This is a genomic window from Flagellimonas eckloniae (assembly GCF_001413955.1).
Lineage (GTDB): Bacteria > Bacteroidota > Bacteroidia > Flavobacteriales > Flavobacteriaceae > Flagellimonas > Flagellimonas eckloniae.
This window is the reverse complement of the sequence record NZ_LCTZ01000002.1, coordinates 3,746,147-3,771,922: the sequence shown is the minus strand read 5'-3', so window position 1 is coordinate 3,771,922 and position 25,776 is coordinate 3,746,147. Positions and strand designations below refer to the sequence as shown.

Annotated in this window: 23 protein-coding genes and 2 pseudogenes; 13 read left to right on the top strand and 12 right to left on the bottom strand. The window is 37.1% G+C overall.

Translation table 11 applies throughout. From position 1 onward, the window contains the following. Positions 1-3 precede the first annotated feature (3 nt). The gene (locus AAY42_RS16340) at positions 4-456 is read right to left on the bottom strand and encodes a RidA family protein (protein WP_055397141.1); all 453 of its coding nucleotides are present in this window, start codon (positions 454-456) and stop codon (positions 4-6) included. 58 nt (positions 457-514) lie between these two features. On the opposite strand from AAY42_RS16340, the gene AAY42_RS16335 reads away from it, so the two are divergent. From AAY42_RS16335 to AAY42_RS17995, 3 genes are all read left to right on the top strand, one after another. Continuing rightward, positions 515-2,020: a helicase HerA-like domain-containing protein gene (locus AAY42_RS16335; RefSeq protein WP_055397139.1), complete on the top strand. Its 1,506-nt coding sequence runs from the start codon at positions 515-517 to the stop codon at positions 2,018-2,020. An 8-nt stretch (positions 2,021-2,028) separates the two neighbouring features. Next, the gene (locus tag AAY42_RS16330; RefSeq protein WP_055397137.1) at positions 2,029-2,577 is read left to right on the top strand and encodes a hypothetical protein; all 549 of its coding nucleotides are present in this window, start codon (positions 2,029-2,031) and stop codon (positions 2,575-2,577) included. Between the two features lie 72 nt (positions 2,578-2,649). Next, a complete protein-coding gene (locus tag AAY42_RS17995) occupies positions 2,650-3,606 on the top strand; it encodes a YybH family protein (protein ID WP_082433474.1) in 957 nt (318 codons plus the stop codon). Here the strand turns inward: AAY42_RS17995 and AAY42_RS16320 are convergent. Next, on the bottom strand, positions 3,603-4,031 hold the full coding sequence (locus AAY42_RS16320; protein ID WP_055397135.1) for a winged helix-turn-helix transcriptional regulator: 429 nt from the start codon (positions 4,029-4,031) through the stop codon (positions 3,603-3,605). The genes AAY42_RS17995 and AAY42_RS16320 overlap by 4 nt on opposite strands. A 90-nt stretch (positions 4,032-4,121) precedes the next feature. Here AAY42_RS16320 and AAY42_RS16315 point away from each other — a divergent pair, with 90 nt between their 5' ends. Next, positions 4,122-4,961 (top strand): alpha/beta hydrolase, encoded by an 840-nt coding sequence (locus tag AAY42_RS16315; protein WP_055397133.1) that lies wholly within the window; start codon positions 4,122-4,124, stop codon positions 4,959-4,961. 35 nt (positions 4,962-4,996) lie between these two features. Further along, positions 4,997-5,419 (top strand): VOC family protein, encoded by a 423-nt coding sequence (locus tag AAY42_RS18335; RefSeq protein ID WP_055397131.1) that lies wholly within the window; start codon positions 4,997-4,999, stop codon positions 5,417-5,419. A 3-nt stretch (positions 5,420-5,422) separates the two neighbouring features. Here AAY42_RS18335 and AAY42_RS16305 read toward each other — a convergent pair whose 3' ends face one another. Then, a complete protein-coding gene (locus AAY42_RS16305) occupies positions 5,423-6,034 on the bottom strand; it encodes a DUF2306 domain-containing protein (protein WP_175288779.1) in 612 nt (203 codons plus the stop codon). Positions 6,035-6,164: 130 nt separating this feature from the next. On the opposite strand from AAY42_RS16305, the gene AAY42_RS18590 reads away from it, so the two are divergent. Then, positions 6,165-6,293, top strand: a complete 129-nt coding sequence (locus AAY42_RS18590) for a hypothetical protein (RefSeq protein WP_262491958.1) — start codon at positions 6,165-6,167, stop codon at positions 6,291-6,293. 4 nt (positions 6,294-6,297) lie between these two features. Here the strand turns inward: AAY42_RS18590 and AAY42_RS16300 are convergent, their stop codons facing one another. The 3 genes from AAY42_RS16300 to AAY42_RS16290 all read right to left on the bottom strand — a co-directional run bounded on the left by AAY42_RS16300 (position 6,298) and on the right by AAY42_RS16290 (position 10,746). Further along, positions 6,298-7,182, bottom strand: coding sequence for a bifunctional 5,10-methylenetetrahydrofolate dehydrogenase/5,10-methenyltetrahydrofolate cyclohydrolase (locus AAY42_RS16300; protein WP_055397127.1), 885 nt, complete (start codon positions 7,180-7,182; stop codon positions 6,298-6,300). A 51-nt stretch (positions 7,183-7,233) separates the two neighbouring features. Further along, the gene (ffh, locus tag AAY42_RS16295; protein ID WP_055397125.1) at positions 7,234-8,562 is read right to left on the bottom strand and encodes a signal recognition particle protein; all 1,329 of its coding nucleotides are present in this window, start codon (positions 8,560-8,562) and stop codon (positions 7,234-7,236) included. Between the two features lie 99 nt (positions 8,563-8,661). After that, positions 8,662-10,746, bottom strand: coding sequence for a hypothetical protein (locus AAY42_RS16290; protein WP_139063753.1), 2,085 nt, complete (start codon positions 10,744-10,746; stop codon positions 8,662-8,664). Positions 10,747-10,860: 114 nt separating this feature from the next. On the opposite strand from AAY42_RS16290, the gene AAY42_RS16285 reads away from it, so the two are divergent. From AAY42_RS16285 to AAY42_RS16275, 3 genes are all read left to right on the top strand, one after another. Continuing rightward, entirely contained in the window at positions 10,861-11,358 is a 498-nt protein-coding gene (locus AAY42_RS16285) for an RNA polymerase sigma factor (protein WP_055397121.1), read from the top strand. A gap of 234 nt (positions 11,359-11,592) precedes the next feature. Next, entirely contained in the window at positions 11,593-12,504 is a 912-nt protein-coding gene (locus AAY42_RS16280) for a FecR family protein (RefSeq protein ID WP_055397119.1), read from the top strand. Then, on the top strand, positions 12,485-15,040 hold the full coding sequence (locus AAY42_RS16275; RefSeq protein ID WP_055397117.1) for a TonB-dependent receptor: 2,556 nt from the start codon (positions 12,485-12,487) through the stop codon (positions 15,038-15,040). Before AAY42_RS16280 ends, AAY42_RS16275 begins: the two co-directional genes overlap by 20 nt. On the opposite strand, the gene AAY42_RS16270 is transcribed toward AAY42_RS16275, so the two are convergent. Beyond that, entirely contained in the window at positions 15,041-15,943 is a 903-nt protein-coding gene (locus tag AAY42_RS16270; RefSeq protein ID WP_055397115.1) for a Brp/Blh family beta-carotene 15,15'-dioxygenase, read from the bottom strand. Positions 15,944-16,029: 86 nt separating this feature from the next. Here AAY42_RS16270 and AAY42_RS16265 point away from each other — a divergent pair, with 86 nt between their 5' ends. After that, entirely contained in the window at positions 16,030-16,758 is a 729-nt protein-coding gene (locus AAY42_RS16265; protein WP_055397113.1) for a bacteriorhodopsin-like, read from the top strand. 124 nt (positions 16,759-16,882) lie between these two features. Here the strand turns inward: AAY42_RS16265 and AAY42_RS16260 are convergent, their stop codons facing one another. The 3 genes and pseudogenes from AAY42_RS16260 to argS (AAY42_RS18620) all read right to left on the bottom strand — a co-directional run. Further along, positions 16,883-17,734, bottom strand: a complete 852-nt coding sequence (locus AAY42_RS16260; RefSeq protein WP_055397111.1) for a zinc-dependent peptidase — start codon at positions 17,732-17,734, stop codon at positions 16,883-16,885. Further along, positions 17,734-18,987 (bottom strand): annotated as a pseudogene (gene argS / locus AAY42_RS18625) (arginine--tRNA ligase); the annotation flags it as partial. The gene AAY42_RS16260 and the pseudogene argS (AAY42_RS18625), both read right to left, overlap by 1 nt. Positions 18,988-19,179: 192 nt before the next feature. Beyond that, positions 19,180-19,860 (bottom strand): annotated as a pseudogene (gene argS, locus AAY42_RS18620) (arginine--tRNA ligase domain-containing protein); the annotation flags it as partial. A gap of 105 nt (positions 19,861-19,965) precedes the next feature. On the opposite strand from argS (AAY42_RS18620), the gene AAY42_RS16250 reads away from it, so the two are divergent. The 3 genes from AAY42_RS16250 (at position 19,966) to AAY42_RS16240 (ending at position 23,664) form a co-directional block, all read left to right on the top strand. Further along, positions 19,966-20,391, top strand: coding sequence for a hypothetical protein (locus AAY42_RS16250; RefSeq protein WP_055397107.1), 426 nt, complete (start codon positions 19,966-19,968; stop codon positions 20,389-20,391). A gap of 140 nt (positions 20,392-20,531) precedes the next feature. Further along, on the top strand, positions 20,532-22,022 hold the full coding sequence (locus AAY42_RS16245; protein WP_055397105.1) for a peptidase associated/transthyretin-like domain-containing protein: 1,491 nt from the start codon (positions 20,532-20,534) through the stop codon (positions 22,020-22,022). A gap of 163 nt (positions 22,023-22,185) precedes the next feature. Beyond that, complete coding sequence (locus AAY42_RS16240; protein ID WP_082433473.1) at positions 22,186-23,664, top strand: BCCT family transporter; 1,479 nt, start codon at positions 22,186-22,188, stop codon at positions 23,662-23,664. A 28-nt stretch (positions 23,665-23,692) separates the two neighbouring features. Here the strand turns inward: AAY42_RS16240 and ctlX are convergent, their stop codons facing one another. Together ctlX and AAY42_RS16230 are read right to left on the bottom strand one after the other, a co-directional pair. Continuing rightward, the gene (gene ctlX, locus AAY42_RS16235; RefSeq protein WP_055397102.1) at positions 23,693-24,622 is read right to left on the bottom strand and encodes a citrulline utilization hydrolase CtlX; all 930 of its coding nucleotides are present in this window, start codon (positions 24,620-24,622) and stop codon (positions 23,693-23,695) included. A 12-nt stretch (positions 24,623-24,634) separates the two neighbouring features. After that, positions 24,635-25,549 carry a dimethylarginine dimethylaminohydrolase family protein gene (locus tag AAY42_RS16230; protein WP_055397100.1) on the bottom strand — a complete coding sequence of 305 codons (915 nt, stop codon included), beginning with the start codon at positions 25,547-25,549 and terminating at the stop codon, positions 24,635-24,637. Positions 25,550-25,776: the final 227 nt, after the last annotated feature.

Here is a 25,776-nt window from a genome sequence, read left to right as displayed (position 1 = left end):
AAACTATTGCACCGCAATAACTTCAATCTCAACCTTGGCGTTTCTGGGCAAACCACTTGCAGCCATAGTTGTCCTTGCAGGCTTTTTTGGAAAAAACTTGGAATAAACCCCATTGAAAACATTATAATCCGAAATTGAATTTAAAATCACTGTGCACTTCACCACATTATCCAATGTCATCCCATGTTGCGCCAACACTTCTTCAATATTTTTGATACTTTTTTTGGTTTCAGCCTCAATACCACCTTCAACCAACGTTCTTGTGGAATGATCCATTCCTATTTGACCAGATAGATAGAATACATTCCCTACTTGTACGGCGTCACTGTATGGAGCACTTAGTTTCTTTTCTTCATGGGTCTTGTGAAAAACAACATTGGTTTTTTCCTGAGAATACAGGCATGTGAAGATTCCCGACATAAAAATGGAAAGAAAAAGGTAATGGGCAGTTTTCATCTTGATGTGTTTTTAGATTTGGTTAAAATTACCCTATTTTTATCGGAAATTGAATTCCATGAGTAGCAAAGAAAAATTCTTTGAACATATTGAAAAAGGCTATACCACAAAGGGTGATTTTATTACTATGGGGGCAGGAATGTTCAACGGGGAGACGGTTACGAATGCCCACGTAAAAATTCCATTAAAAACACTGAATAGGCATGGTCTTATTGCTGGGGCCACCGGTACTGGAAAGACAAAGACATTACAGGTTATTGCAGAAAACCTTTCAAACAAAGGGATACCCGTCCTACTCATGGACCTTAAAGGAGATCTCAGTGGGATTGCACAACCAAGTCCTGGACATCCGAAAATTGATGAACGCCATGAAAAAATTGGGCTTCCATTTGAAGCTAGTGGATTTCCTGTTGAAATACTATCCCTTTCGGAGCAAGATGGAGTACGTTTAAGAGCAACCGTTTCGGAGTTTGGTCCAACCTTATTATCCAGAATACTAGATTTAACAGTTACACAGGAAGGTATTGTAGCTGTTGTATTTAAATATTGTGATGACAACAAATTACCGCTTTTAGACCTTAAAGATTTTAAAAAGGTGCTACAATATGCTACAGGACAAGGCAAAAAGGAATTTCAAGAGTCCTATGGTCGTATTTCTACCAGTTCTACAGGAACTATATTGAGAAAAATCATTGAACTGGAACAACAGGGTGCTGATTTATTTTTTGGCGAAAAGTCTTTTGATGTTGATGATTTGGTAAGAATTGATGAAAATGGCAAGGGATACATCAACATAATCCGCCTAACTGACATTCAAGATAGACCTAAACTGTTTTCAACTTTTATGTTGAGTCTTTTGGCTGAAATCTATTCAACTTTCCCTGAACAAGGGGATAGTGATAGGCCTGAGTTGATCCTTTTTATTGATGAAGCCCATCTAATTTTTAAAGAAGCTTCAAAAGCCCTTTTAGACCAAATTGAAAGTATCGTAAAATTGATTCGCTCTAAAGGAATAGGCCTCTATTTTGTCACTCAAAACCCTACTGATGTACCTGACGATGTGCTCGCGCAATTGGGTTTAAAGGTACAACATGCGCTTAGGGCATTTACCGCAAAAGATAGAAAGGCCATTAAGCTTACTGCTGAAAACTATCCTGATTCTGAATTTTATGATACAAAAGAGGTGTTGACATCCTTGGGAATAGGAGAAGCCTTGATTTCTGCACTTGATGAAAAAGGAAGACCCACTCCTTTGGCCGCCACAATGTTGCGCGCACCCATGAGTCGAATGGATGTTTTGACCGATACCGAGCTGAAAGAAACTTTGGGTAAATCAAAATTGATAAAAAAATACAACGAGGACATTGATAGGGAAAGTGCCTATGAAATCCTGAATGAAAAAATAGAAAAGGCCGAGAAGGAAAAAGAAAAAGAACGCAAAACCACTTCGAAAAAAAGCTCATCATCCCGAAGAAGCACAAGAATGAACCCTGTCGTTAAGGTATTGACCAGTGCTACTTTTATAAGAGGGGTTTTGGGAGTTTTGAAAAAAGTTATCCGGTAATCAATAAAATGAAAAAATATATAGTAGTACTTGGTATTTGTTGTCTGTTGTTTTCTCTTGGTTGTGAAAAAAAAGACACTTCTTTTTTAATTACCGAAAATAGTATAGGTCCACTTTCAAATACAACCCCGGTTGAAGATTTGGAAGCTGTATTTATTCAGGATTCCATTGTAAAAGACACCTCCAGCCTTTCGATTGCATCACAATCCAGAAAAATCAAACTTTTTGAAAAAGGAGGTAAACATCTTATGACCCTTACTCCGAATCTGGACAGTGTTCCAAAAATTGAAAATATTAGAATTTTTGATACCCGTTATGTCACGGGTGATGGCATTAGTTTGCAAAGCACTTTTAAAGACATTCAAACTACATACGCCATAAAGAAAATTGTTACCACTTTGAACAGTATCGTTATATTTCCAAAGGAAAGTAATCTGTATTTCACTATTGATAAGGGTGAATTACCAGCCAATCTTAGATATTCGACTTCAACTATTGAAGCTGTACAGATTCCAGATAATGCCAAAATAAAGTATCTAATGTTGGGGTGGGAGTAACACTTGTTAATTAATTCCTAAAGAAAGTCGTGACTTTAGTCCATTTGGTTAATTTGGGTAAAATCCATCCAAATGAAATACTTTCTTTTAGTTTTAGTCTTTCCCTTTGCATTATGTGCTCAATACGATTTTGAACCTTCAGTTGAACATCCTTTTGGATTGCCCAATCCAAACGCACCAAAGGAACTTTTAGACTTTGCTCCCCTTATTGGAGAATGTAATTGCAAATCCCAGACAAAAAAAGCCGACCAAACCTGGGCTGAACCTGTTGACATGATCTGGCGGTTCAAATACATTATGAACGGAATGGCGATTCAGGATGAAACCTTAAAAGAAGACCAAACGTTTTCCGGAAGCATTCGCCAATTTATTCCAGATAGTACAAAATGGTATGTACATTATTACAGTACCCGTTCACCCAGTCCTACACTTCCAGTATGGGAAGGCAATAAAACCAAAGAAGGGAAAATTGTACTTTATAGAGAGCAAAAAGCACCAAATGGCACGGATGGATTTTATAGGCTGTCTTTCTATGAGATTGACGAAAAAGGTTATAAATGGGTTGGAGAATGGGTAGATAAGACGGAAACAATAGTTTTTCCTACCTGGAAGATCGATTGCAGCAATGGGAAAATATCAGCAGAACAGGAGGAATTGAAAAACGAGATTGTTCAAGCTTCTCAAAACTTCTCAAAAGCCTTTATGCAAGGTGATATTGAAGGAATTCAAAACAGTTATACTTCGGATGCGAAAATTTTCCCCAACAATTTGGACATTTTAAGCGGTTCAGGGCTACTGGAATATTGGACTCCACAAAACAATGGTTCAAAGGTGATTCACCATAAAATAAGTTCAGAAGAAATTAAATTTTTGGGCAACTATGCACATGATCATGGATATTATGAAGGGAAAACCCAAAACGCAGCTGGCGAGGTGTTTGAATGGGGAGGAAAGTACGTGGCTATATGGAAAAAGGAAAATGGCAGTTGGAAAATGTATTTAGATATATGGAATAGAATAAAAGACTAAAGCAGTCCAAACTTTTCCCTATTAGCCAAAACTTTTGGGCTATTGGATTGCATCCATTCCGTTAATTCCAATAATTTTTCAACATACGTTTGTCCAAAATCTGTCAATCTGTATTCAACTCTAATGGGAACTTCAGCATATGCTTTCCTAGAAATATAACCATCCGCCTCCAACACTTTTAACCGTTGGCTTAAAACCTTATTTGATATTCCATAAACAAACTTTTTAAGTTTATTGAAGCGTAGCACTGGAAAGTATCCCAACCAAAGAATAATCAATGTACTCCACTGATCTGAGGCCACGGACATCACATCTCTGACAGGGCAAAGTTCAGGAGGGTGCTTGTAATCAATATGACCAAACATTTTTTCTAATTTTTTTGCCGTTCTAACTTTCTGATTTTCAGCGATAGTTTCCATATTCATACCTGATTTTACTTTGGTAACCAATATTTTATTTAAAAGTTATCTGTATTTTTGATTTCTTTTATAGAGTAAGTTACAAAAAGTAACCAAATGAAAAAACTTATTACTAAAATACTTCCGCTGGTCTACGGCCAATATTTCAACATATATTCTCTTTTTACACCTAAAAAAGCCGCCCACAAGGCTTTCAATCTACTCTGTACCGTAAGAAAAGGGAAAGTCAGAACTGAGCAAAAAGATTTTTTGGATAACGCAAAACTGGAGGTTGAAGATGCAGCTGGGCATCAGTTACAATCGTATCGGTGGCCCGGTAAAAAAGAAACCATATTGCTGGTACATGGCTGGGAAAGTAACACATTCCGTTGGCGTAACTTGATAAAAAAACTTCAAGATGCTGAGTTTAATATTATAGCATTTGATGCTCCATCGCATGGTTATTCATCCGGTAAACTTTTGTATGTGCCATTGTACGAAAAGGCCTTGCATTATATGACAAAAAAATACACCCCAAAATATATCATCGGGCATTCGGTAGGAGGTATGACGCTCATGTACAATGAGTTTAAAAACCCAAATCCTAAAGTTGAAAAACTTGTGACTATTGGAGCTCCTTCAGAATTTCATGAGTTTATGGACAATTATCAAAAAATTCTAAAATTCAGCAATCGGTTTATGACTGTTCTGGATGGTTACATTTTTGATAGATTCGGTTTTCATATCCAGGACTTTTCATCCTCACGGTTTGCACAATCAAATACTAAAAAAGGGTTGTTGTTCCATGACCGATTGGATAAGATAGCGCCTTATCACGCATCTGAAAATGTCCATAAGAATTGGGCGAGCAGTAAATTAATCAGTACGGAAGGTTTGGGGCATTCCATGCATCAAGAGGAAGTGAACAACCAAATTATAGAATTTTTGGAGGCTTGAAAAAGAAAAACTAACTTTCCGAAAAAGTCTTTTTCATGCAAACCATTACTCCATTCCATGTTGCTATTCCTGTTCATAATTTAGATGATTGTAGGTCATTTTATAGAGATGTTTTGGGTTGTGAAGAAGGAAGAAGCAGTAATCACTGGGTAGATTTCAATCTTTTTGGCCATCAATTGGTGATTCATTATAAGCCAAAATCGGAAGGAAATTTGCATACTAACGCTGTAGATGGAAAAAATGTTCCCGTACCTCATTATGGAGTAGTCTTACCGTGGGACGTGTTCCAATCATTTTCTAAAGATCTTCAAACTAAGAAAATTGAGTTTGTTATCGAACCTTACATTCGATTTAAGGATGAAGTCGGTGAACAAGCTACCATGTTCTTTTTAGACCCAGCCGGAAACGCCTTGGAATTCAAAGCATTTAAGGATATGGAGCAACTTTTTGCCAAGTAAAGGTCAATCCAAAATAAGCCCTTTTCTTCTAACCCAATAAAACGCAAAAATTATGTTGGGTACCCAACAGAGCCAGGCTACAATTTTATAGGCAATCAAAAACTCACCAAATGTCATTGTTAAAAGAGGAAGCCAAATGCGCAGGGTAACGGCAGCAAAGCATGCTGCATAACTGTAAATCATCATACCTTGATGAAGGGATAAATCCTTTGCCTTTATGGCACGGTATGCTCTTACCGTAGTGTATAGCCAAATTAGACCCAAACACATGAATCCAAGTGTAGTGATAACTCCACCGGTTGCAAAAAAAGCGATATACACACCACATACTCCACTAACCAAGGCGGTTAGAACATAAAACTTACCCAGGTTTCTATGCAATTTTAGATTTTTGGCTCGGATTTTCTTACTGAATTGTGACCAACCGCTCATAAGCGCCAACCCACCAAAGACAATGTGCCCGTAGAAGCCAATATTCCATAGCTGGTTCGCCAATACTTCTGCCGTCTTACTATTTAAAATTCCAAAGTTATCTGAGGTAAACAAATATACCGCAGGATACAACCCAACTCCCATGGCAAGAAAAGCAAATACAATCCAAGAAACCTTATTCATCGATTTATTCATAATACCTCTAATAAACAAATAGCAATTTATCGAATAATCAACATAAATAACAAGAATCAAAAACCTAAAACGTTATAAAACTAAATGAACAAGCAATATTGCCCCTTAATTGTTTATTATGAAAATTGTTTTTTTATTGATTACGGTCCTATTTTCTACAATGGCAGTAACTAGTTGCACCAACGACGAGGGTGACCAAGATTTAGAGATTCTAACTCCAGAAGAGGAAACACAATTAGAAGAGTAACAGCTTATTTATTCATTCTATGCCGTTCTCTTGCCAATAATGTGTTTTTCAACAGCATTGCAATGGTCATGGGTCCTACTCCACCAGGAACTGGTGTAATAAATGAAGCCTTTTTGCCCACATTTTCAAAATCTACATCACCTGTAATATAATATCCTCTTTCTCTTGTATCGTCGGGAACTCTGGTTATTCCTACATCTATGACCACAACATTGTCTTTGACCATATCTGCCTTTAAAAAGTTGGGAACCCCAAGCGCCGAAACAATGATATCTGCCTGTAAGGTAAGTTCTTTGATATCTTTAGTACGGCTATGTGTAAGTGTTACGGTAGAATTGGCCGCTTTTCCTTTTTGACTCATAAGAATACTAATAGGTCTGCCCACAATATGGCTTCGTCCAATTACAACGGTATGTTTACCCTCGGTCTCAACATTATACCTCCGCAACAATTCCATAATTCCAAATGGCGTTGCCGGAATAAATGATTGCATATCCAAGGCCATTTTTCCAAAATTTGTAGGGTGAAAACCATCCACATCCTTATCGGGGTGCACTGCCATTAGAACCTTTTGTTCATCAATGTGTTTGGGCAATGGAAGTTGTACAATATATCCATCTATATCCTTATTGGCGTTTAGCGCCTCAACTTGAGCTAGCAATTCTTCTTCCGTGGTTTCCTCTGGTAAATGGACCAAAGTAGAGTCAAAACCAATCTTTCTACAGGAACGCACTTTACTCCCTACATATGTGAGGCTTGCGCCATCATTCCCTACCAATACAGCTGCCAAATGAGGAACTTTTTCTCCTCGTTCCTTTATTTGGGCTACCTCTACGGCAATCTCATCTTTAATTTGGTTTGATATTTTTTTTCCGTCAAGAATTTCCATTGGGTTGGTTTATAGGGATATATTCAAAGGTTTTTATCAGGTTTTAGAGAATTATCTCATGTTCTGCATCATTTGCATCATTTTCTTGCCACCACCGCCTTGCATCATCTTCATCATCTTGCTCATTTGCTCAAATTGTTTTAACAGTTGATTGACCTCTTGAATGGTACGACCGCTTCCTAAAGCAATTCTTTTTTTACGACTGGCATTTAATTTTGAAGGGGTTGAACGCTCCTCCGGAGTCATGGAATGAATAATGGCTTCAATATGTTTAAAGGCATCATCATCAATATCCAGCCCTTTCAATGCTTTTCCAGCACCTGGAATCATTCCCATAAGGTCCTTCATATTCCCCATCTTCTTGATCTGCTGTATTTGACTCAAGAAGTCATCAAACCCAAATCTGTTTTTGGCTATTTTCTTTTGGATTTTACGTGCCTGCTCTTCATCAAATTGTTCTTGGGCACGTTCCACCAAAGAAACCACATCACCCATTCCAAGAATTCTATCGGCCATTCTGGAAGGGTAGAATACATCTATGGCCTCCATTTTTTCCCCTGTTCCAATAAATTTGATAGGCTTATCAACAACAGATTTGATTGATATAGCCGCACCACCACGGGTATCACCATCCAATTTTGTAAGTATTACTCCATCAAAATTAAGGACATCATTAAAGGCTTTTGCCGTGTTCACAGCATCTTGCCCAGTCATGGAATCTACTACAAACAGCGTTTCTTGTGGGGTAATTGCCTTATGGATGTTTTCAATTTCGGTCATCATTTGTTCATCAACCGCCAAACGACCTGCTGTATCAATGATAACTATATTACATCCTAAGCTTTTTGCATGTTTAACTCCAGCTTTTGCAATGGAAACCGGGTCATTGTTTTCCCTATCCGAGTATACTTCCACTCCAATTTGTTCGCCTACAACGTGCAATTGATCTATTGCCGCAGGACGGTATACATCACAGGCAACCAAAAGTGGTTTTTTGGCCTTTTTGTTTTTTAAATAATTGGCCAGTTTACCGGAAAAGGTTGTTTTACCAGAGCCTTGTAAACCTGACATCAAAATTACGGATGGATTTCCCGAAAGGTCAATTTCTTCAGCATCCCCGCCCATCAATTGGGTCAATTCGTCCTTTACAATCTTGACCATTAACTGACCTGGTTGAAGATTGGTAAGAACGTTTTGCCCTAACGCTTTTTCTTTGACCGTGTTGGTAAACTCTTTTGCTATTTTAAAGTTAACATCCGCATCCAAGAGTGCCCTACGCACTTCTTTTAGTGTTTCCGCAACATTAATTTCCGTTATCTGTCCATGTCCTTTTAGAACGTGTAACGCTTTATCTAGCTTGTCACTTAAATTATCAAACATGTGCTTTCGTCATTTTTGAAGAAGGACAAATTTAAGAATAAAAAGAAAAGGACGGCTTTGGGGAAAGCCGTCCTTTTCAAAAAAATATTGGGGAAATTCTTATAGTAGTTTTTCAAAAACCAGTATTTCAGTGGAATTTTCATCTTCATGAACCAGTTCAAGACGGTTACCATCTGTTGAAAGGGATTCGAAATACCAATCATCCGTCAACTCACCAAATATGCCATCATGGTCAAAGTTTAGGTAAAACTTCAATTTACCTTCATCATTTCTAATAACTCTCCATAAACCTTCTATAATGGGATTATCGTTTTCATCAACTTGTACTCGGTGCATTTCGTTGAAATAGAAATCCAATCCGCTAAGCTCAGTAGTCTTATCCACATCACCTTCTTTATATTGGGCAACGTTCCATGCTCCACCCATCATTATATTTCTAATTTCAGCAACATCTCCATCACCTGCGTTGTCATCACAAACCCGTAGTAAAATCAGTTCATAATCAACTTCTTCAACTTCAAACTTCAGTCTAGTGTTGGTAAGGTCCCTTAAAGGCCAATCGAAGCTTACACCAGGTTCATCTCCCATCGTAATTAATAGTGATAGTACTCCATCATCGTTCAATCCTATTTCCCAAGAACCGGTAGATGTTGTTTCGCCATCACTCAAGGTAACCACACCACCTTGCATGAATTCAAATCCAAACCCTAATAGTCTATCGATTTCCTCACCTTGGTTTTTTACTTTTTTGATAATCCACTCACACTCTGTTAAGATCTCTCTAAGTGTATCTAGATTAGGCACTTGGAAATCGCAGTCTTTGCGCAATACAAGATACCTTCCGTTGGCATTTTGGATTTTCACCCATCCTTCTCCACAGGCCACAATGGTCCAGTCTCCAACAATGAACTCCAATCGTTCAATCAGGGAGTTGAATCTAAAACCTGTATCGGTAAGTTCCCAGTTGCCTTCGTCAGCAAAAGCGCCATTATCAAGGTAAGCATGGATATTTCTGTTTGAAAAATCAATTGTACCATCAAAATCAAAGTCTTCATTGGATTCTTCGATTCTCCATTTACAATATTCCAGAATAGTCGCTATGTCATCAATACGACATTCACTCCCACTATTTTCACAACGTTGCTTAAGGATAATTTTATCTCCGTCTCCAGCGTATAGTTTTATTTTATACTCATCAATCTCATACACTATCCATTCTAAAGTGAAGTCAACTAGATTGTCAAAATCCAAGGTAAGCAGTACTCCATTGTCAGTAACTCTAGTAGTCCATGTTCCAGGAATAGCAATATCACCGTCCATAACCAACATCACGCTTCCATCTTCCATGAAATTGAGCATATTTTCAAAATACTGGTCGGTTTGATACGTACCACTTCGTAAAACCTCACGAACTTCCCAAGGACATTCCACCAAATACGCATCTAATCTTTCTTTGGTAAAATCATCATCATTGTAATCATCGTCATCATCTTCATCACATTCATCTTTAGCCTCTTCAAGGGCATTGGCCAATTCGCCATTACTATCAACAACTATCTCTGTTCCATCGTACTTCTTTAAGGTTACTGGAAAATCAATACTTACAAGATCATTATCTTCCAATCCAGCAAAAAACCTTCTAAGTTCCTTATCGCTTCCAATCACAACTTCTCCCGTAACCTGGTTGTCCACATTAAAGGTGAACATTGTAAGGGGGTATACAAAATCGATGCATTCAATATCATCATCGTCACCACCCTCTATACATTCAGCAGCCAATTCTCTTAATTGCTCTTTGTTTTCAATTACGATTTCAGTAAAGTCGGCAAGCGTAATAGTAATAGGGAAAATGATATCCAAAATATCATCATCAATATCTACCTCATCAAATATTTCTTCTATTTGGTGTAAATCTTCTCTAGAATCAATGGTAACTTCAATTCCATTTACTTCAACTGTATATGGAAATTCAACGGCAAAACAGCTTGCGCCATCAACGATATTATCAAAAGAACCATCATTGGAAGATGTTTTTTCAATCAATACAGCAGTAGAAGAATTCGCAGAAATGGTTTCCTGCTGTTCATCCCCTCCTACTTCTTCATACTCCTCCTGACATGAGGTAAAAATCAATGCCATTGAAAACAGGCAAGTGTAAATCAGTTTAGTTATTAAATTTTTCATAGCGATTTGGATTTTTTAGTTATTCCACAACTCTAAAACAACTTTCAAAAAAAAAACCCTACTTCTTCTTAAAAATTTTTAAAATATCTTTGGGGCTTTGACAAACCAACTTAAATGAACAACGTTTGCGAAGAGCAGGTCTTCAGCTCAATATTTAAGTCCAATTCCAAAACGATATTCAATTATATATATTATAAGTTTGGTAATGAGGAGAAAGCGCATGACGCCGTACAAGAAGCCTTTGTAAAACTTTGGGAGAATTGCGCAAAGGTTATGCCCGAAAAGGCAAAGTCTTATTTGTACACTGTTGCCAATAATTTATACTTGAATGTCCTAAAAGCAGAAAAGGTACGCTTAAAATATGCCGATTCTTCATTGGAGCATACAAACGAGTCTCCAGAATTTCTAATGGAAGAAAAGGAATACAAGCAAAAATTGGACAAAGCATTGGAGGATTTGCCCGAAAATCAACGTACTACGTTTTTGCTCAATAGGATTGATGGAAAGAAATATGCTGAAATTGCTGAAATGGAAGGTGTAAGTGTAAAAGCAATAGAAAAGCGCATGCACTTGGCTTTAAAAACATTGCGGGAGCAGATTGATGGCATTTAAACAGTAGGCAGTAGGCAGTAGGCAGTAGGCAGTAGGCAGTAGGCAGTAGGCAGTAGGCAGTAGGCAGTAGGCAGTAGGCAAAGCTATTAAAATAAAAAATCAACAACCGATAACTGATAACTGATAACTGATAACTGATAACTGATAACTGATAACTGTAAAATTGTTAATTGTAAACTGAAAAGTAGGGTTTTATAGTACTTAATTGTTATTATGGTGTAAAGCATAGAAATCATGCAAGAAAATTACTTGGCCAAATGGCTTAACGGAGAACTTTCTGAGGAAGAGCTTACGGAATTCAAAAAGTCCGAAAGCTATGCTTCTTATCAGAAATTGAAGGAGGTTTCAGGAACTTTAAAAACTCCTGAATTTGATGTTGACCAAGCTTGGAACACCTTTAAAAATAGAGGTTCTGAAGAAACGCCTAAGGTTATTACGTTAAATCCATTTAAGCAATTCTTGCGGGTTGCCGCTGTTGTTGCGGTATTGCTCTCGGGTTCTTATTTCTATCTAAATAGTCTTAATGAATCCTTTAGTACACAATTGGCCGAACGTTCTGAGGTTTTGCTTCCTGATAATTCTGAAATTATACTGAATGCGGATTCCAAAGTCTCATTTAGTGAGAAAAAATGGTCAGAAAAAAGAAATGTGAACTTAGAAGGTGAGGCATTTTTTAAAGTGGCCAAAGGAAAAAAATTCACTGTTTCTACTGAAAATGGCACTGTTGCTGTATTGGGGACCCAATTTAACGTGGAAAACAGAAATGGTTTCTTTGAGGTAACCTGCTACGAGGGCCTCGTAAGTGTAACCTACAATAACATTGAACGAAAATTGCCAGCGGGCACATCTTTTGTGGCCATAAATGGTAAAATTCAAGATTTTGACAATATTACGATTGCCCAACCTTCGTGGATGAGCAATGAAAGTAGCTTTCAAAGTATCCCTTTAAAATATGTATTGGCTGAATTTGAAAGACAATTTAACATTGAAGTTAAAACCAAAAATATAGATGCTGAACAGTTGTTCACAGGAACATTTAACAACAACAGCATAAAATTAGCGTTAGAAAGTATAAGCATTCCTTCACAGATTAATTATAAATTAGGTGAGGATAACGTGCTTTTCTATGCTGAGGACACTCCGTAGTTTTATTATACTAGTTTGGGTTGGGTTGCTTTTACCTATATCCATCAACCTCTGTTATGCCCAAGAGATCCAAACAGATCTAAAATCCTATCTCACCGGACTGGAAAAAAGATTTGATATCAAATTTTCTTATGTTGATGAAGATTTGGAAAAGGTTGAAATCTCAACTCCTGTTTCCAATTCGTTACAAGGTATTCTAGAATCCATTCGCGCTCAGACCCAGATAAAAATAGAAAAGCTCAACGAACGTTACTATACCTTGGTCAAAAGCACTCTAGTTGATATTTGTGCAAAAGTGCTTGACAATTTTGCCGAAAATACTGTTTCAGCGGCATCCGTGGAGGTTGTGGGAAGTGAAATTGCTCTTGTAACAGATTCTGAAGGCCTTTTTTCACTCCGCGATATTCCTAGGGAAGCATTGATAAGGATTCGTTTTTTAGGCTATGTTACCAAATATGTTCCTGTAGAGAGTTTGATTGCTCGAAACGATTGCCCCAAGATTCTTTTGGCGCAAAATTATGAGCAGCTTGAAGAGGTGGTTTTGTATGAGTTTTTAGCTCCCGGAATCATTAAACAAACAGATGCCAGCATTACCCTAAATACTTATGAATTGGGTATACTCCCAGGGCTTGTGGAACCTGATGTTTTGCAAACAGTCCAAGCGTTGCCGGGCATCAAGAGCATCGATGAAACTGTCTCGGACATAAACGTGCGCGGAGGAACAAACGACCAAAATCTTATTCTTTGGAATGGCATAAAAATGTATCAATCCGGACACTTTTTTGGCCTTATTTCGGCGTTCAACCCCTATTTAACTGATAAAGTGACTGTTTTCAAAAACGGAACGCCCACACAATATGGCGATGGCGTTAGTAGTGTTATTAGTATGGAAACGAAAAACGATATTGATGGCTTCTTTACAGGAGGAGCTGGCATCAATTTTATAAGTGGCGATGTCTATGGCCAAATTCCCATAAAAGATAACATGGCATTTCAATTTTCTGCACGCCGTTCAACAACCGATTTTCTAAATACGCCTACCTATAATAATTTTACGGACAGGGCCTTTCAGGATAGTGAAGTTAAAAATCAACAGAACCAAACCATTGATGAAAACTTTCAGCGAGATGAGACCTTCTTCTTTTATGATTTCTCAGGAAAATTATTGTACGATATCAATGACAAACATCAACTACGTTTCAATTTTATTACCATCGCCAATGATTTGGAATTCACCGAAACAAATCTGGATATTGATGAAACCACGCTCAGTTTATTAGATCAGACCAATATTTCTGGAGGAATTCGATTGCAAAGCAATTGGACAGACAAGTTTTCTTCCAACCTTAATATTTATTACACCAAATATAACCTAGACGCCCAAAGCTTGTTTGGCAACCAAGTTCAAACTCTATTTCAAAATAATAGAGTCACCGAAAATGCACTCAAAATAGATACCAACTATACCATTTCAGAAAATCTAGACTGGACCAATGGCTATCAATTTATTGAAACGGGTATTAAAAACTTCACCCAAATCAGTCAACCAAATTTCTTGAGCAATATTACAGGTGTCATTAGAATTCATGCACCCTACACTGAAATTGGCTATACTGCTGAAGAAAATAAATTTATTGCAAGAGCAGGCGTTCGGGTAAATTATATTGAAAATCTGGCCACCTTTAATGAACTGTTGATAGAGCCCAGGTTGAACCTAAATTTTAGAGTAGCCAAATATCTGAGAGCTGAAATTTTAGGTGAATTTAAAAGTCAGTCCACCAATCAGGTCATAGATCTGGAACAGAATTTTTTAGGTATTGAAAAAAGGAGGTGGATTATTTCTGATGGAAATGAATTGCCCATCACCAAAAGCAAACAAGGATCCTTAGGCCTTAATTACTCGAAAAATGCCCTTTACATCGGCCTTGAAGGCTTTTATAAATACGTTGATGGCATCAGTATAAGAACCCAAGGTTTTCAGAACGAAAATCAATTTGGGGGTGAAATAGGAAACTATGACGTAAAGGGGATTGAGTTTCTAATCAACAAAAAAGGGGATAATTATAGTACATGGTTTAGTTATACCTTCAATAAGAACGATTATAACTTTACAAATATCACCCCAAATTCTTTTCCAAATAATCTGGATGTAAGGCATACCTTAACTTTTGCAAGCACCTATAGCATCAAAGACCTTAAGTTGGGTCTCGGAATAAATTATCGTACTGGTAAACCTTTTACCAAACCTGAAGCGGATAATCCATTGGACACTTCATTTTTTCCTGCAAGAATTAATTATGAAACTCCAAACAGCAGCCGATTGCCAGAATATGTTAGGATGGATGCTTCGGCTTCATACGGATTTGATATGGGCAGAAGGGTTAAGGCAAATGCCGGTATTTCATTGCTCAACCTTACAAATCGTGAAAATTTGCTTAATCGTTATTACAGGCTTTCAGATACCAATGAAATTGAAACCGTTGAGAATGTTTCTTTAGGTATTACCCCAAATGTGAGTTTTAGGGTTAGTTTTTGATTATTTTTCTAATCTGGACATTACAATTACATGGGGAAAAGTGATCGCGGCTAAAAAATAGAGCATTATTGAAGCAAAAAACTGATTGTCCTCTTTTAAAAGAAAATATAGTCCAAATAACCCAATAAGCGATATCAACCAATATTTCCAGGAAGACTTCAGGTATTGCAGCAACGTCCACTTATTGGATATACCGTATAAATAATTCATTTGGTCCACTAATGATGGAATACTATGCCATACAATGAAATACACACAAAAACCCCAAAGCAATGAAGCAGTCTTAAATATTATAAAAAAGATTCCTAGGAAAAAGAGTTCTTCTAAAATACTGACTTTCAAAAAATCAAAATATAAATAAAAGCTTAGCTGTATGATCAGGGCAATGCCAATAACACTTGTTATTGTTAGATATACATCTTCTTGGAATTGAAATCCAGAAATATCGTTTATGACTTGTGATGCTTGTTCATACTTTATATAAAAGATCATAAACAAAATAAACAAGCCATACAGTGTGTACAAAAGCTTGTTCCATACAGTTTTTTTTATTAAGTATTTATTCCAATGCTGTTCACCAAAGTGAAATCCACTTATTATAATGAAGAAAATAAATGCCACCCTAGGAAAAAAAGAAAATGTCAGCAGTATGGCCAAGACTGTAGAAACATATAATAGAAAAACCTTTTTCCTAGATACTTTTCCAGCACTTCGCATTGCATTTATATGGATTAACTGAATATCATTTGATCCATGAAGAATACCAAAACTAAAAATTAAAGCATAAGAAATATACCCCTCAATCTGTTCACTAAAGAATACTGAAAACCATAGAGCAAAAATGGTCATCACTATCATTACATTTCTCAATTTGACAAAATTTAAATCCTTTTGTTTAATCATTCTCAAAAAATAATAAACAAATTTATCATTTTTTTGTTTAATTTTTAATAGATTTGATTAAACAAAATTAATTAACACAAAATAAAATGGAAAGTTTATTCACTTCTTTACCCATGGTAGCTAAAATTGCTACGAATGATTATGTTGGCTTTACCTTTTTTGTAGGTTGCATGGCCATGATGGCAGCTTCTGCCTTTTTCTTTTTATCAATGAACAATTTTGATAGAAAATGGAAGACCTCAATCCTAGTGTCAGGATTAATAACTTTTATTGCCGCAGTACATTATTGGTACATGCGCGATTATTGGGCTGCGAACGGAGAATCTCCTACATTCTTCCGTTATGTGGACTGGATTCTTACGGTTCCTTTGATGTGCGTTGAATTTTACCTTATTCTTAAAGTTGCAGGGGCAAAAAAATCTCTAATGTGGAAACTGATTATTCTATCTGTAGTTATGCTCGTCACCGGATATCTTGGAGAAGCAGTTTATAGAGACCAAGCCCAAATATGGGGTCTTATTTCCGGTATCGCTTACTTTGCCATTGTTTATGAAATATGGTTTGGTGGCGCCAAAAAACTGGCTCAAGAAGCAGGTGGTGCTGTTCTCAGTGCACACAAAACGCTATGTTGGTTTGTATTGGTAGGTTGGGCAATCTATCCTATCGGATATATGGCAGGAACACCAGGCTGGTATGACGGTATTTTTGGTGGTCTATCATTGGATGTAGTTTATAACATTGGTGATGCTATTAACAAAATTGGATTTGGACTGGTTGTTTACAACCTAGCGGTTACGGCCAATTCCGATTCATAGATTTTTAGTTGGTTGTTAAGAAAGGCCATGTTTGCGAACATGGCCTTTTTTTACAACTTCTCAGGAACATGAATCCCTAAAACTTTAAGTATGGATTGAAAACTCTATTACCTTTAATATAAGTTTAGGGTAAATTTTTAAGCCTCCACAACGGTTTATTGAGGTCAAAATTCAACATTCTTCTGAGGATGTCGTACAAATCAGGGAATTTATTCGAAAACTCGGATGAACTCTCTATAAAATTTTCCATAATAACCGCGAAAAACTCATAGAAATTAGACTTGGCATATGTCCTAAAATACGTTGATTCCTCCAACTTTTTCTGGAAATCCTTTTGGTCATAGATTCTTTTTATTTGTGCCAAACCCACTTTAAACCTTCTTGCTTCCCAACTGGATTTATTTCTCATTTCAAACATCAACGCATGAGCCACCTCATGGATACCCAGATTTCGGTTATCATTTGGAATTTTAAATCCTTTTTCAAGGTCCTCAGCCGAAAACACCAATATCTTTAAGTTCGGATTAAATTCTCCAATATGATGGTTTTTCCGAATGCGTGAGTAATATGTATTGGGATAAATGATGATTCTTGAAATTGATTTTTCATACCTAAAATCCCGCATTCCCATGGTCAACAGAGCAGCGGAAGCAGAAACATAGGCCTTTATTTTTTCAGTATTGGTTATTCCATTATAAAAAACAAAAGCTTTTTTGGATTTGAACCAAGCGAATCGCTTTAAAAAAGTTCGTTTCTGTTCAGCATTAAAGTGTTGAAAAGGAATAAGAAACTCACTTATAAATTGTCGTTCCTTGGCCGTAATTCTCTTAACTGGATGAAAAACATTGTAAAACGTAAACCTTTCACCAAAAAAATACACATAGCCTACCCTCGCAAACACATAAAGCAGACCAACTGCCAAAACAAGCGCAGCAATCTGTCTCTCTGTCTCGGACAAGCCTCCAAATTCCTCCATTACATTCGTTCAGGTACATTGATGCCCAACAATAAGAATGCTGATTGAATTACCTCTCCAACTTTTCTGGACAATTGTACTCTAAACTGTTTTTTCAGTGCTTCAGTTTCAGGCAAAATAGGAACTTGTTGGTAGAAAGAGTTAAATTCTTTGACCAAATCATACGTGTAATTAGCTATCAGCGCTGGGCTGTAATTTTCTGCAGCCAATTGAACGGTTTCCGGGAAAAGCTGAAGCTGTTTGAGCAATTCCTTTTCCTTTTGATGCAGTTTTAACGAGGTCTCAATTGCGCTGGATTGCACGCCTTCTGCTTTTCGTAGAATGGACTGAATCCGTGCATAAGTGTATTGAATGAAAGGCCCTGTATTCCCTTGAAAATCGACAGATTCTTCTGGGTTGAACAAGATTCGTTTTTTAGGATCTACTTTTAGAATATAGTATTTAAGCGCGCCTAAACCAATGGTTCTATAAAGGCCTTGTTTTTCTTCATCCGAATATCCATCCAACTTACCAAGTTCTTCAGAAATCTTTTCTGCAGTTTGGGTCATATTATCAATCAAATCATCTGCATCAACAACGGTACCCTCCCTACTCTTCATTTTACCGCTTGGCAGGTCCACCATACCATAACTCAAATGATACAATTGTTCCGCCCAACCATATCCCAGCTTTTTGAGAATCAAAAACAAGACCTTAAAATGATAGTCTTGTTCATTCCCAACCGTATATACCATTCCATTAATGTCTGGAAAATCCGTTACCCGCTGAATGGCAGTTCCTATATCTTGGGTCATATAAACGGCAGTACCATCTGAGCGGAGTACAATTTTTTCATCCAATCCCTCATCTGTCAAATCTATCCAGACACTACCATCGTCCTTTTTAAAGAAAATCCCTTTTTCAAGTCCTTCTTGTACAACATCCCTTCCTAAAAGATAGGTAACGCTTTCATAGTACAACGTATCAAAATCGACACCCAAATTTTTGTAGGTAGTATCAAATCCCTCATATACCCAACCGTTCATTTTTTTCCAAAGTGCAACAGTTTCAGAATCTCCATCCTCCCATTTGCGAAGCATTTCTTGGGCTTCATTTAAAATTGGTGTATACCCCTTGTTTTCCTCAACATAATCTTTAATAAACTCTCTCTTTCCCTTTTTTTCGTACTTTTCAATTCTCTTTGGATTCGATAGAAAAGATTTTTCAATTTTTTGATATTCTAACTCATAGTCTTTTTTGAAATCTACTGATTTCAGTGCCAAAACTCCAGTCGCCAATGAGGTCAAATCGCCAAGTATTCTAAGATTTGAATCATCATCCTTTCTTCCCTTTTTGTACAAATAGCTTGCAAGTGCCAAACCTCCGAGCGCCCAAAAAATATTCTTATTGAATTTAACACTTGTGCTAGACTCAACAATAGTTTTGAAAGGAGCAATTTCTGGGGAAGGTTTTGGGTTTTTAAATTCTTCGTATGCTTTTTCGGCTAAATCAATTAGTCGAATACGTTCATTTTCATACTCGGTATTATATCTCACATAATATTTTCCCACCAAATGATCTCCTTTCAGACCAGAAGACTCCGGGGTCTCTCCATTTCCAAACTTCTTCCAGGCCAACATACTTTTGCAGATATGAATACCGCGGTCGTTGATAATCTGTGTCTTGTATACTTTTTTCCCTGCAGCCTTAAGGATTTCAGCAACAGAGTACCCTAAAAGATTGTTTCGAATATGCCCTAAATGCAACGGTTTATTAGTATTTGGAGAGGAATACTCTACCATCACGGCATCTTTGGAAGGTGTTTTTACATATCCAAAGTCTGCTTCATTATACATAGAATTGAAAAAATTCAGATAAAAACTATCTTCAATAACTACATTCAAAAAGCCCTTGACTACATTGAACTTTGAAACTTCATCCACATTTTCTTGCAAATACTCGCCAATCTTTGTTCCAATTTCCATAGGATTCCCTTTTACCACTCGTAGCATGGGAAACACCACCACGGTAACATCGCCTTCAAAATCTTTGCGAGTTGGCTGAAATTCTACCGAAGGTAGTTCTGCATTAAAAATTGAGGAAACAGCTGCTTTGACTGTAGTTGTAAGTACCTGTTCAATATTCATTAATAAACTGCATTTAAGGGTGCAAAACTACATATTTTTTAGGCTTTATGACTAGTTTAATACGCCTTGTGCAAATTCATGAGATCATTTTGGCTAATTTTGAAAATGCTACTCAATGTTTCTTATTCAGACAAAAAAGTCACCAAAAAAATTGATGAAGCCGTAGGCAAGCCTTTTACATTAAAAGAACGTTTTGCACTAGGTGGAATTGGCTCCCCAAAGTTGTTTATTACGGAAACTAGTTTGGAAATCCAAAACCTACTCATTTTGGACAATAACCTCAATACATGTAATATTGAGATGCGTCCAAAAGGTATCATAGTTCGGTTTAGGTCTTTGCTGGAAACTTATGGATTGATTATACCCTATTACAAACTCACAATTTATAAAGGAGATTTTGCAGTGTATTCCATTTACCTGGACAACTACTATATTAAGGTAAAATCAGACACTAAAGCCATACAAAAGTTCTTTAGAAAGTTACTGGATTATAAAGCGGACAATGCGCCAACTTCTATTGAAGATTTATAACCCATATACACTAGAATCTGTAAAAAACCCACCTATGGAACAATCCTTGTTACAAATCCATTTAACATTCGTCTATTCAAAAGCAACCTTTTTACCATTTATGTTGTCTTTGTAAAAGAGAATAGTATAAAAATAAATCCATGTCTTTACTAAAGCCTTTACTTACTTTCTGCCTCTTTTTGGTACTATGTCATTCCCTGACCGCACAAACCGTTAGCTCCAAATTAGTGGATGCCAAAACGCAAAAAGGCATTCCCTATGCAACAATTCAATATGGGGAACACCAAGGGGTTATTACCAATGAGGAAGGACGTTTTAGTTTTGTTATAGATGAGGGAGCTGTTAGTTTGGATTCCATTTATATAACCTCAATGGGTTATGAAAAAAGAGGTTTTACGCTGCAACAATTGCAAGACAGTATTATTCCTATAAATCCAAAGGCAATCGAGCTAAGTGGAGTCTGCCTTTTTGATAAAGAACTAAGTGTGGACGAAATCATGGAGCGTGTTGAAGAGCGACTTCCTTATAATTATAACAAAGAACCCTTAAAACAACGATTTTTTTTAAGACAATCCAGTTTCAATACCATGCAGCGGTTGGACATAGAATTTAAGAAATCTACGATTGAAGAATTGAACAAAAAGTTGATTGATAGTATTATTACCATCCTTCCCAAAAGCGCATCCTACTATACAGAAACCTTAGGAGATTATTACAAAAATGGCGAGGAAAACAAATTGGAAATCATAAAAGCGGCGGAATTGTATGATAAAAGCAACGAAGGTTCCATGGAGGCGCTTTCCGATAAAATGGAGGCTATATTTAAGGCCAATGTAAAACCAGATTCTTATCTAAAGATAAAATCGGGCATTTTTGGGGAAAAGGTACAATTGGATTCCATTTTTGACGCTGAGGAAGATGCCGAGGCGTTGGAAGAGGAATTTGACAAACCGAAGAAAAATGATTTTCTAAGCAACCGCAAATATGTGTTGAAAGAAATCCATTCCCAATTTTTTGGAAAAAAGTCCAAATTGGATGTAGCCAAAAAGCTGAATCGGTATGAATATGAACTGTTGGGGTATTCCGAGCTTGAAAATCAAGGCGTATACGTCATAGGGTTTGTGCCAAAAGGCGGAGCTGATTTTAAAGGACAACTTTTTATAAATATTGAGGATTTTGCCATTATACGGATGGATTATGAAAATGTAAAACCGCTACGTAGCATTAAACTGCTTGGTTTTAGCTATCGTGAACAGAAATATACGGGTAGTACCGTTTTTTCCAAGCATGGAAAAAACACGTACGATCTTAAATTCATGAACCTCACTTTTGGCCGAAAAATGGGTGTGGACAGACCTTTAAAAGTGATTGAAAAGAACAAATATGTAAAGGGTCGAAGAAAACAAAATGAATTGTCCCTTGCCTTGGATATCATTAACTACAATACCGAAAAATTTGAATTTGTAGTTTTTGATTCAAATGCGGTGCCCAAAACCAATTTTGAAGCTTTGGAAGAAGATGAAACCGTAAAAGCCACCTATCTATCTTCTTATAATCCAGAGTTTTGGAAAGGCTATACCATTATGGAACCCAACAAAGCCATACGCGAGTTTGTAGTTGAAGGGGAGTGATTATTGTCACTTTTCAACAACCAACTTTTCATTTCGAAATGAAATGCAAAGCATTGATTGAGAAATCAAAACAACTCATGGATTTCTCGATTGCGCTCGAAATGACATAAATTAAGATTTCTCAGTACCTTCGAAATGACAAAGAGTTTTAAAACTAAAAGCCATCTTTAATTTCCTAAAACATAATAAACTACTATCAATCTCCACGGGAACCCTACTGCTTTTTTCAGTATTGGTTTTCTTTTTTACGGAAGCGAGTTACCGCAGTATAGAAGAGCTATCGCTTTGGGTACGAACTTATTTTGGATATTTCTACCTCTATTTAGGTCTGGGTTGTGTGCTTTTACTATTGGGTATTGCCTTTTCACCATGGGGTAAACTCAAATTGGGTGGGCCAGAAGAAAAACCTGAACATTCTTCTTGGGCATGGGCCAGCATGCTCTATAGTACGGGAATGGGAGCCGGTATTTTGCTACGCGCGGTACAGGAACCTGTTTTTATGCAGCAAAATCCTCCATTTCCTTCCAACAGTTCCAATGAAATTTTGGCGTTGGAATTTACTTTTTACCAATGGGGTTTTACGGCATGGGCCTTTTATGGACTATTTGCTTTGGTTATAGGTCATGCATTATTTGTAAAACACAAAAAAGTATTGGTAAGCAGTTCCATTCCAGAAAAGTTCAAGGGAAAGAAACGAGCCAATACCATAGACATTTTGGCTATCATCACTACTGTTTTTGGACTTATCGCAGCTGTGGGTTTGGGTACGGCCCAAATTACAGGCGGGCTTAATCATGTGTTTCAAGTAGATTTAGGAGTCTCCGTCACCCTACTTCTGGCAATTCTTATCTCTGTCATTGCCTTTATTTCAGTTTGGTTGGGTGTGGACAAGGGTATAAAACAGATTTCAAAATTCAATATTCTGGTGACCCTGGTTTTACTGGGTTTTGTTTTTATAACCAGTAATATGGGTGAAATTCTTCTTTCCTTCGGAAAGGCATCCCTACACTATATCATTGACTTTATTCCCATGAGTCTTGCTATAGGCAGCTATAATCCCGGTATTGATTTTCTAACGGATTGGACCTTTTATTATTGGGCTTTTTGGCTCGCATGGGCGCCTTTCACAGGGATTTTTATTGCCCGTATCTCAAGAGGGCGAACATTGCGACAAATGCTATTGGGTGTATTGATTTTACCTTCGTTGGGTACTTTTTTTTGGTTTTCTGTGTTTGGTACTTCCGCATTTGAGGTCATCGAAAGTTGGGGTAGCTATAACAACGAATTTGGAAATGTGTTTTCCTCCATCTTTGTGTTTTTTGAACACTATCCCATACCTTCAGTATTAAATAGTATCACCATTCTGTTATTGGTAAGTTTTTTGGTCACCTCAGTAGATTCAGCGGTTTTTGTGTTGAGTATGTTCACAGATAACGGGAACCCTAAACCACAAAAAAAACATCGGTTAGTATGGTCAATTCTTATTCTGTTGGCTACATTGGCCATCATTTTATTGGGTAACGCAAAGCCAGAAATAAATGTGCTCGAAGCGGTGCAAAAACTATTGATTATCACCTCTCTCCCTTTTGCATTTTTTATGGTTGCAATGGGAGCTATTTTTTTGTGGAATTTCAAAAAGTGAGACCCTGATTCAAGTTAGGGAAAACAACCTAATTCTTGGGTAAAAAAACCTCTGCCATCATGCAACGGGCACTACCTCCGCCACAAGTTTCAATCGTATCCAAAGGACTGTGAATAATTTGGCAGTGCTTTTCAATAGCATCAATTTGGGTTTGATTCAGGCTTTTAAATGCCGCTGAGCTCATTACCATAAAACGTTGGTCATTGGCACCTATAACTTGAAGCATATTACCAGCAAACTGATACATCTGCTCTTCTGAAATGGTAATAATTTCCCTACCGTCTTTTTTAAGATGTTCAAGCACATTTTTACGCTCTTTTTTATCATCAATTGTACTGGAACAGATTACTGCAAACGTTTCGGCCATGGCCATCATTACATTGGTGTGGTAAATGGGCAAGCGTTTCCCGTCCACGGTCTGGTTAGCAGTAAATAGTACCGGAAAACAATCAAAATCTTCACAAAACTCAATAAAAAGCTCTTCGTGGGCACGTTCGGATAGTGCGCAGTATGCTTTCTGGTTAACCCTGTCCTTTAAAATACTACCGGTTCCTTCCAAAAAAATACCTTCTTCCTCAGCACCGGTATAATCCACAATAGTATCTACGCGAAAACCATGTTCTTCCAATGTATCAAAAATATCCTCCCTCCGCTCCTTTCTTCGGTTCTCGGCAAACATGGGATACACACATACGGTTCCGCTATCATGGAATGATATCCAATTATTAGGGAAGATGGAATCTGGGGTATCCGTTTCCTTTTTATCGTCCACCACAATAACATTCACACCATGGTCTCTTAGCTTGGCCACGAAATCATCAAACTCTTTCTGGGCCTTACCATTGACTTCATCATTCTTTATGTTCAACTCCTCTTGAAAGTAATTGTTCACTGCCGTCTGCTCATTCATTCTGAAATTGACAGGCCTAATCATTAAAATTGTGTTGGTAACTTGCATTGAAACGATTTTTTATGCTCTAATTAACGGTAAAGTACTACAGCGTAGAAGACCTTCTTGTTTGGCAATCTCCGCATACGGAACTTCCTCTACCACAAAGCCATTTTCACGTAGCCAATTGTTTAAACGAGTAAAGTTTTTTTCTGAAACAACAACTTCTGGGGAAATGGAAAATACATTGCTGAACATCTGATACATCTCATCTTTTGTAATTTCAAATATGTTGTCCTTCCCAAAATAATCAACGAGCCATTGGTATTCTTCCTCAATTAAAAATCCATTTTTATGCAAAATTGCCTTATTCCTCCCTACCGGCTGAAAACAACAATCAAGGTGCAAGGCATTATCTTTTGCAATTGTATTTGATTTTCGGAGTTCAAAGGATTTTACTTTTTTATGCGGAAATTGTGCCTTTATGTATTCCACCGCCTCCTTGTTGGTCCTAGCTGTTATTAAATCGGGATAGTCTTTACCCGTGTAGGTGCCAATAAAAATGTATTCGTTCCATGGCATGACATCACCTCCTTCTATATGCACTTCTTCGGGAGGGCGGACAATCTTAGTTGGGTCCATTTTATCCAAAATATGTTGAATGGCATCAAATTCCTTTTCACGATCGGGCAATATATTGGAGTGAAATAATTTATCCTCAATGACAAATGCAATGTCCCTAGAGAAAATCTGATTACAATTCTCCAAAATTGAAGGCCTAAATACTTCAACTCCATACTTTTGGAACACTCTTGCAAACGCTTCCATTTCGTTTACCATATCTTCTTCCTTAGGATATGTGCCCGCTAGAATATGCTCCAAAGATTTAGGGTCATAAGCTTCTTCAGGTTTTGGTACTGGCCCACAACTTTTGGCTGTACCTAAAATGACCGCTTTGAGAGGGTCTGTTTCATTTAAAATATGCAATTGCATCATATATGATTACTTCATTGGTAAGGGGCAATAAAATACCTTGAACTGGAGGAAATCCTCAAAAATTGTATGGCAAATCTAATGCTTTGCCAACGATTTTCCATTTAGTTAAATAGAAAAAATATCAGTTTTATTAAGGCATTTTACCATCCTTTATGGATTTTACTATTACATTTTTAATTGTTTGATTTTCAAATGTTTAAAATCAATATAGTTATAAAAAAATTCAA

What these genes read in the sequence shown, in the direction of transcription:
- AAY42_RS16340 (WP_055397141.1), bottom strand. Translation starts at nt 456, where the DNA reads ATGAAAACTGCCCATTACCTTTTTCTTTCCATTTTTATGTCGGGAATC.
- AAY42_RS16335 (WP_055397139.1), top strand. Translation starts at nt 515, where the DNA reads ATGAGTAGCAAAGAAAAATTCTTTGAACATATTGAAAAAGGCTATACC.
- AAY42_RS16330 (WP_055397137.1), top strand. Translation starts at nt 2,029, where the DNA reads ATGAAAAAATATATAGTAGTACTTGGTATTTGTTGTCTGTTGTTTTCT.
- AAY42_RS17995 (WP_082433474.1), top strand. Translation starts at nt 2,650, where the DNA reads ATGAAATACTTTCTTTTAGTTTTAGTCTTTCCCTTTGCATTATGTGCT.
- AAY42_RS16320 (WP_055397135.1), bottom strand. Translation starts at nt 4,031, where the DNA reads ATGAATATGGAAACTATCGCTGAAAATCAGAAAGTTAGAACGGCAAAA.
- AAY42_RS16315 (WP_055397133.1), top strand. Translation starts at nt 4,122, where the DNA reads ATGAAAAAACTTATTACTAAAATACTTCCGCTGGTCTACGGCCAATAT.
- AAY42_RS18335 (WP_055397131.1), top strand. Translation starts at nt 4,997, where the DNA reads ATGCAAACCATTACTCCATTCCATGTTGCTATTCCTGTTCATAATTTA.
- AAY42_RS16305 (WP_175288779.1), bottom strand. Translation starts at nt 6,034, where the DNA reads ATGAATAAGGTTTCTTGGATTGTATTTGCTTTTCTTGCCATGGGAGTT.
- AAY42_RS18590 (WP_262491958.1), top strand. Translation starts at nt 6,165, where the DNA reads ATGAAAATTGTTTTTTTATTGATTACGGTCCTATTTTCTACAATGGCA.
- AAY42_RS16300 (WP_055397127.1), bottom strand. Translation starts at nt 7,182, where the DNA reads ATGGAAATTCTTGACGGAAAAAAAATATCAAACCAAATTAAAGATGAG.
- ffh (WP_055397125.1), bottom strand. Translation starts at nt 8,562, where the DNA reads ATGTTTGATAATTTAAGTGACAAGCTAGATAAAGCGTTACACGTTCTA.
- AAY42_RS16290 (WP_139063753.1), bottom strand. Translation starts at nt 10,746, where the DNA reads ATGAAAAATTTAATAACTAAACTGATTTACACTTGCCTGTTTTCAATG.
- AAY42_RS16285 (WP_055397121.1), top strand. Translation starts at nt 10,861, where the DNA reads ATGAACAACGTTTGCGAAGAGCAGGTCTTCAGCTCAATATTTAAGTCC.
- AAY42_RS16280 (WP_055397119.1), top strand. Translation starts at nt 11,593, where the DNA reads ATGCAAGAAAATTACTTGGCCAAATGGCTTAACGGAGAACTTTCTGAG.
- AAY42_RS16275 (WP_055397117.1), top strand. Translation starts at nt 12,485, where the DNA reads ATGCTGAGGACACTCCGTAGTTTTATTATACTAGTTTGGGTTGGGTTG.
- AAY42_RS16270 (WP_055397115.1), bottom strand. Translation starts at nt 15,943, where the DNA reads ATGATTAAACAAAAGGATTTAAATTTTGTCAAATTGAGAAATGTAATG.
- AAY42_RS16265 (WP_055397113.1), top strand. Translation starts at nt 16,030, where the DNA reads ATGGAAAGTTTATTCACTTCTTTACCCATGGTAGCTAAAATTGCTACG.
- AAY42_RS16260 (WP_055397111.1), bottom strand. Translation starts at nt 17,734, where the DNA reads ATGGAGGAATTTGGAGGCTTGTCCGAGACAGAGAGACAGATTGCTGCG.
- AAY42_RS16250 (WP_055397107.1), top strand. Translation starts at nt 19,966, where the DNA reads ATGCTACTCAATGTTTCTTATTCAGACAAAAAAGTCACCAAAAAAATT.
- AAY42_RS16245 (WP_055397105.1), top strand. Translation starts at nt 20,532, where the DNA reads ATGTCTTTACTAAAGCCTTTACTTACTTTCTGCCTCTTTTTGGTACTA.
- ctlX (WP_055397102.1), bottom strand. Translation starts at nt 24,622, where the DNA reads ATGCAAGTTACCAACACAATTTTAATGATTAGGCCTGTCAATTTCAGA.
- AAY42_RS16230 (WP_055397100.1), bottom strand. Translation starts at nt 25,549, where the DNA reads ATGATGCAATTGCATATTTTAAATGAAACAGACCCTCTCAAAGCGGTC.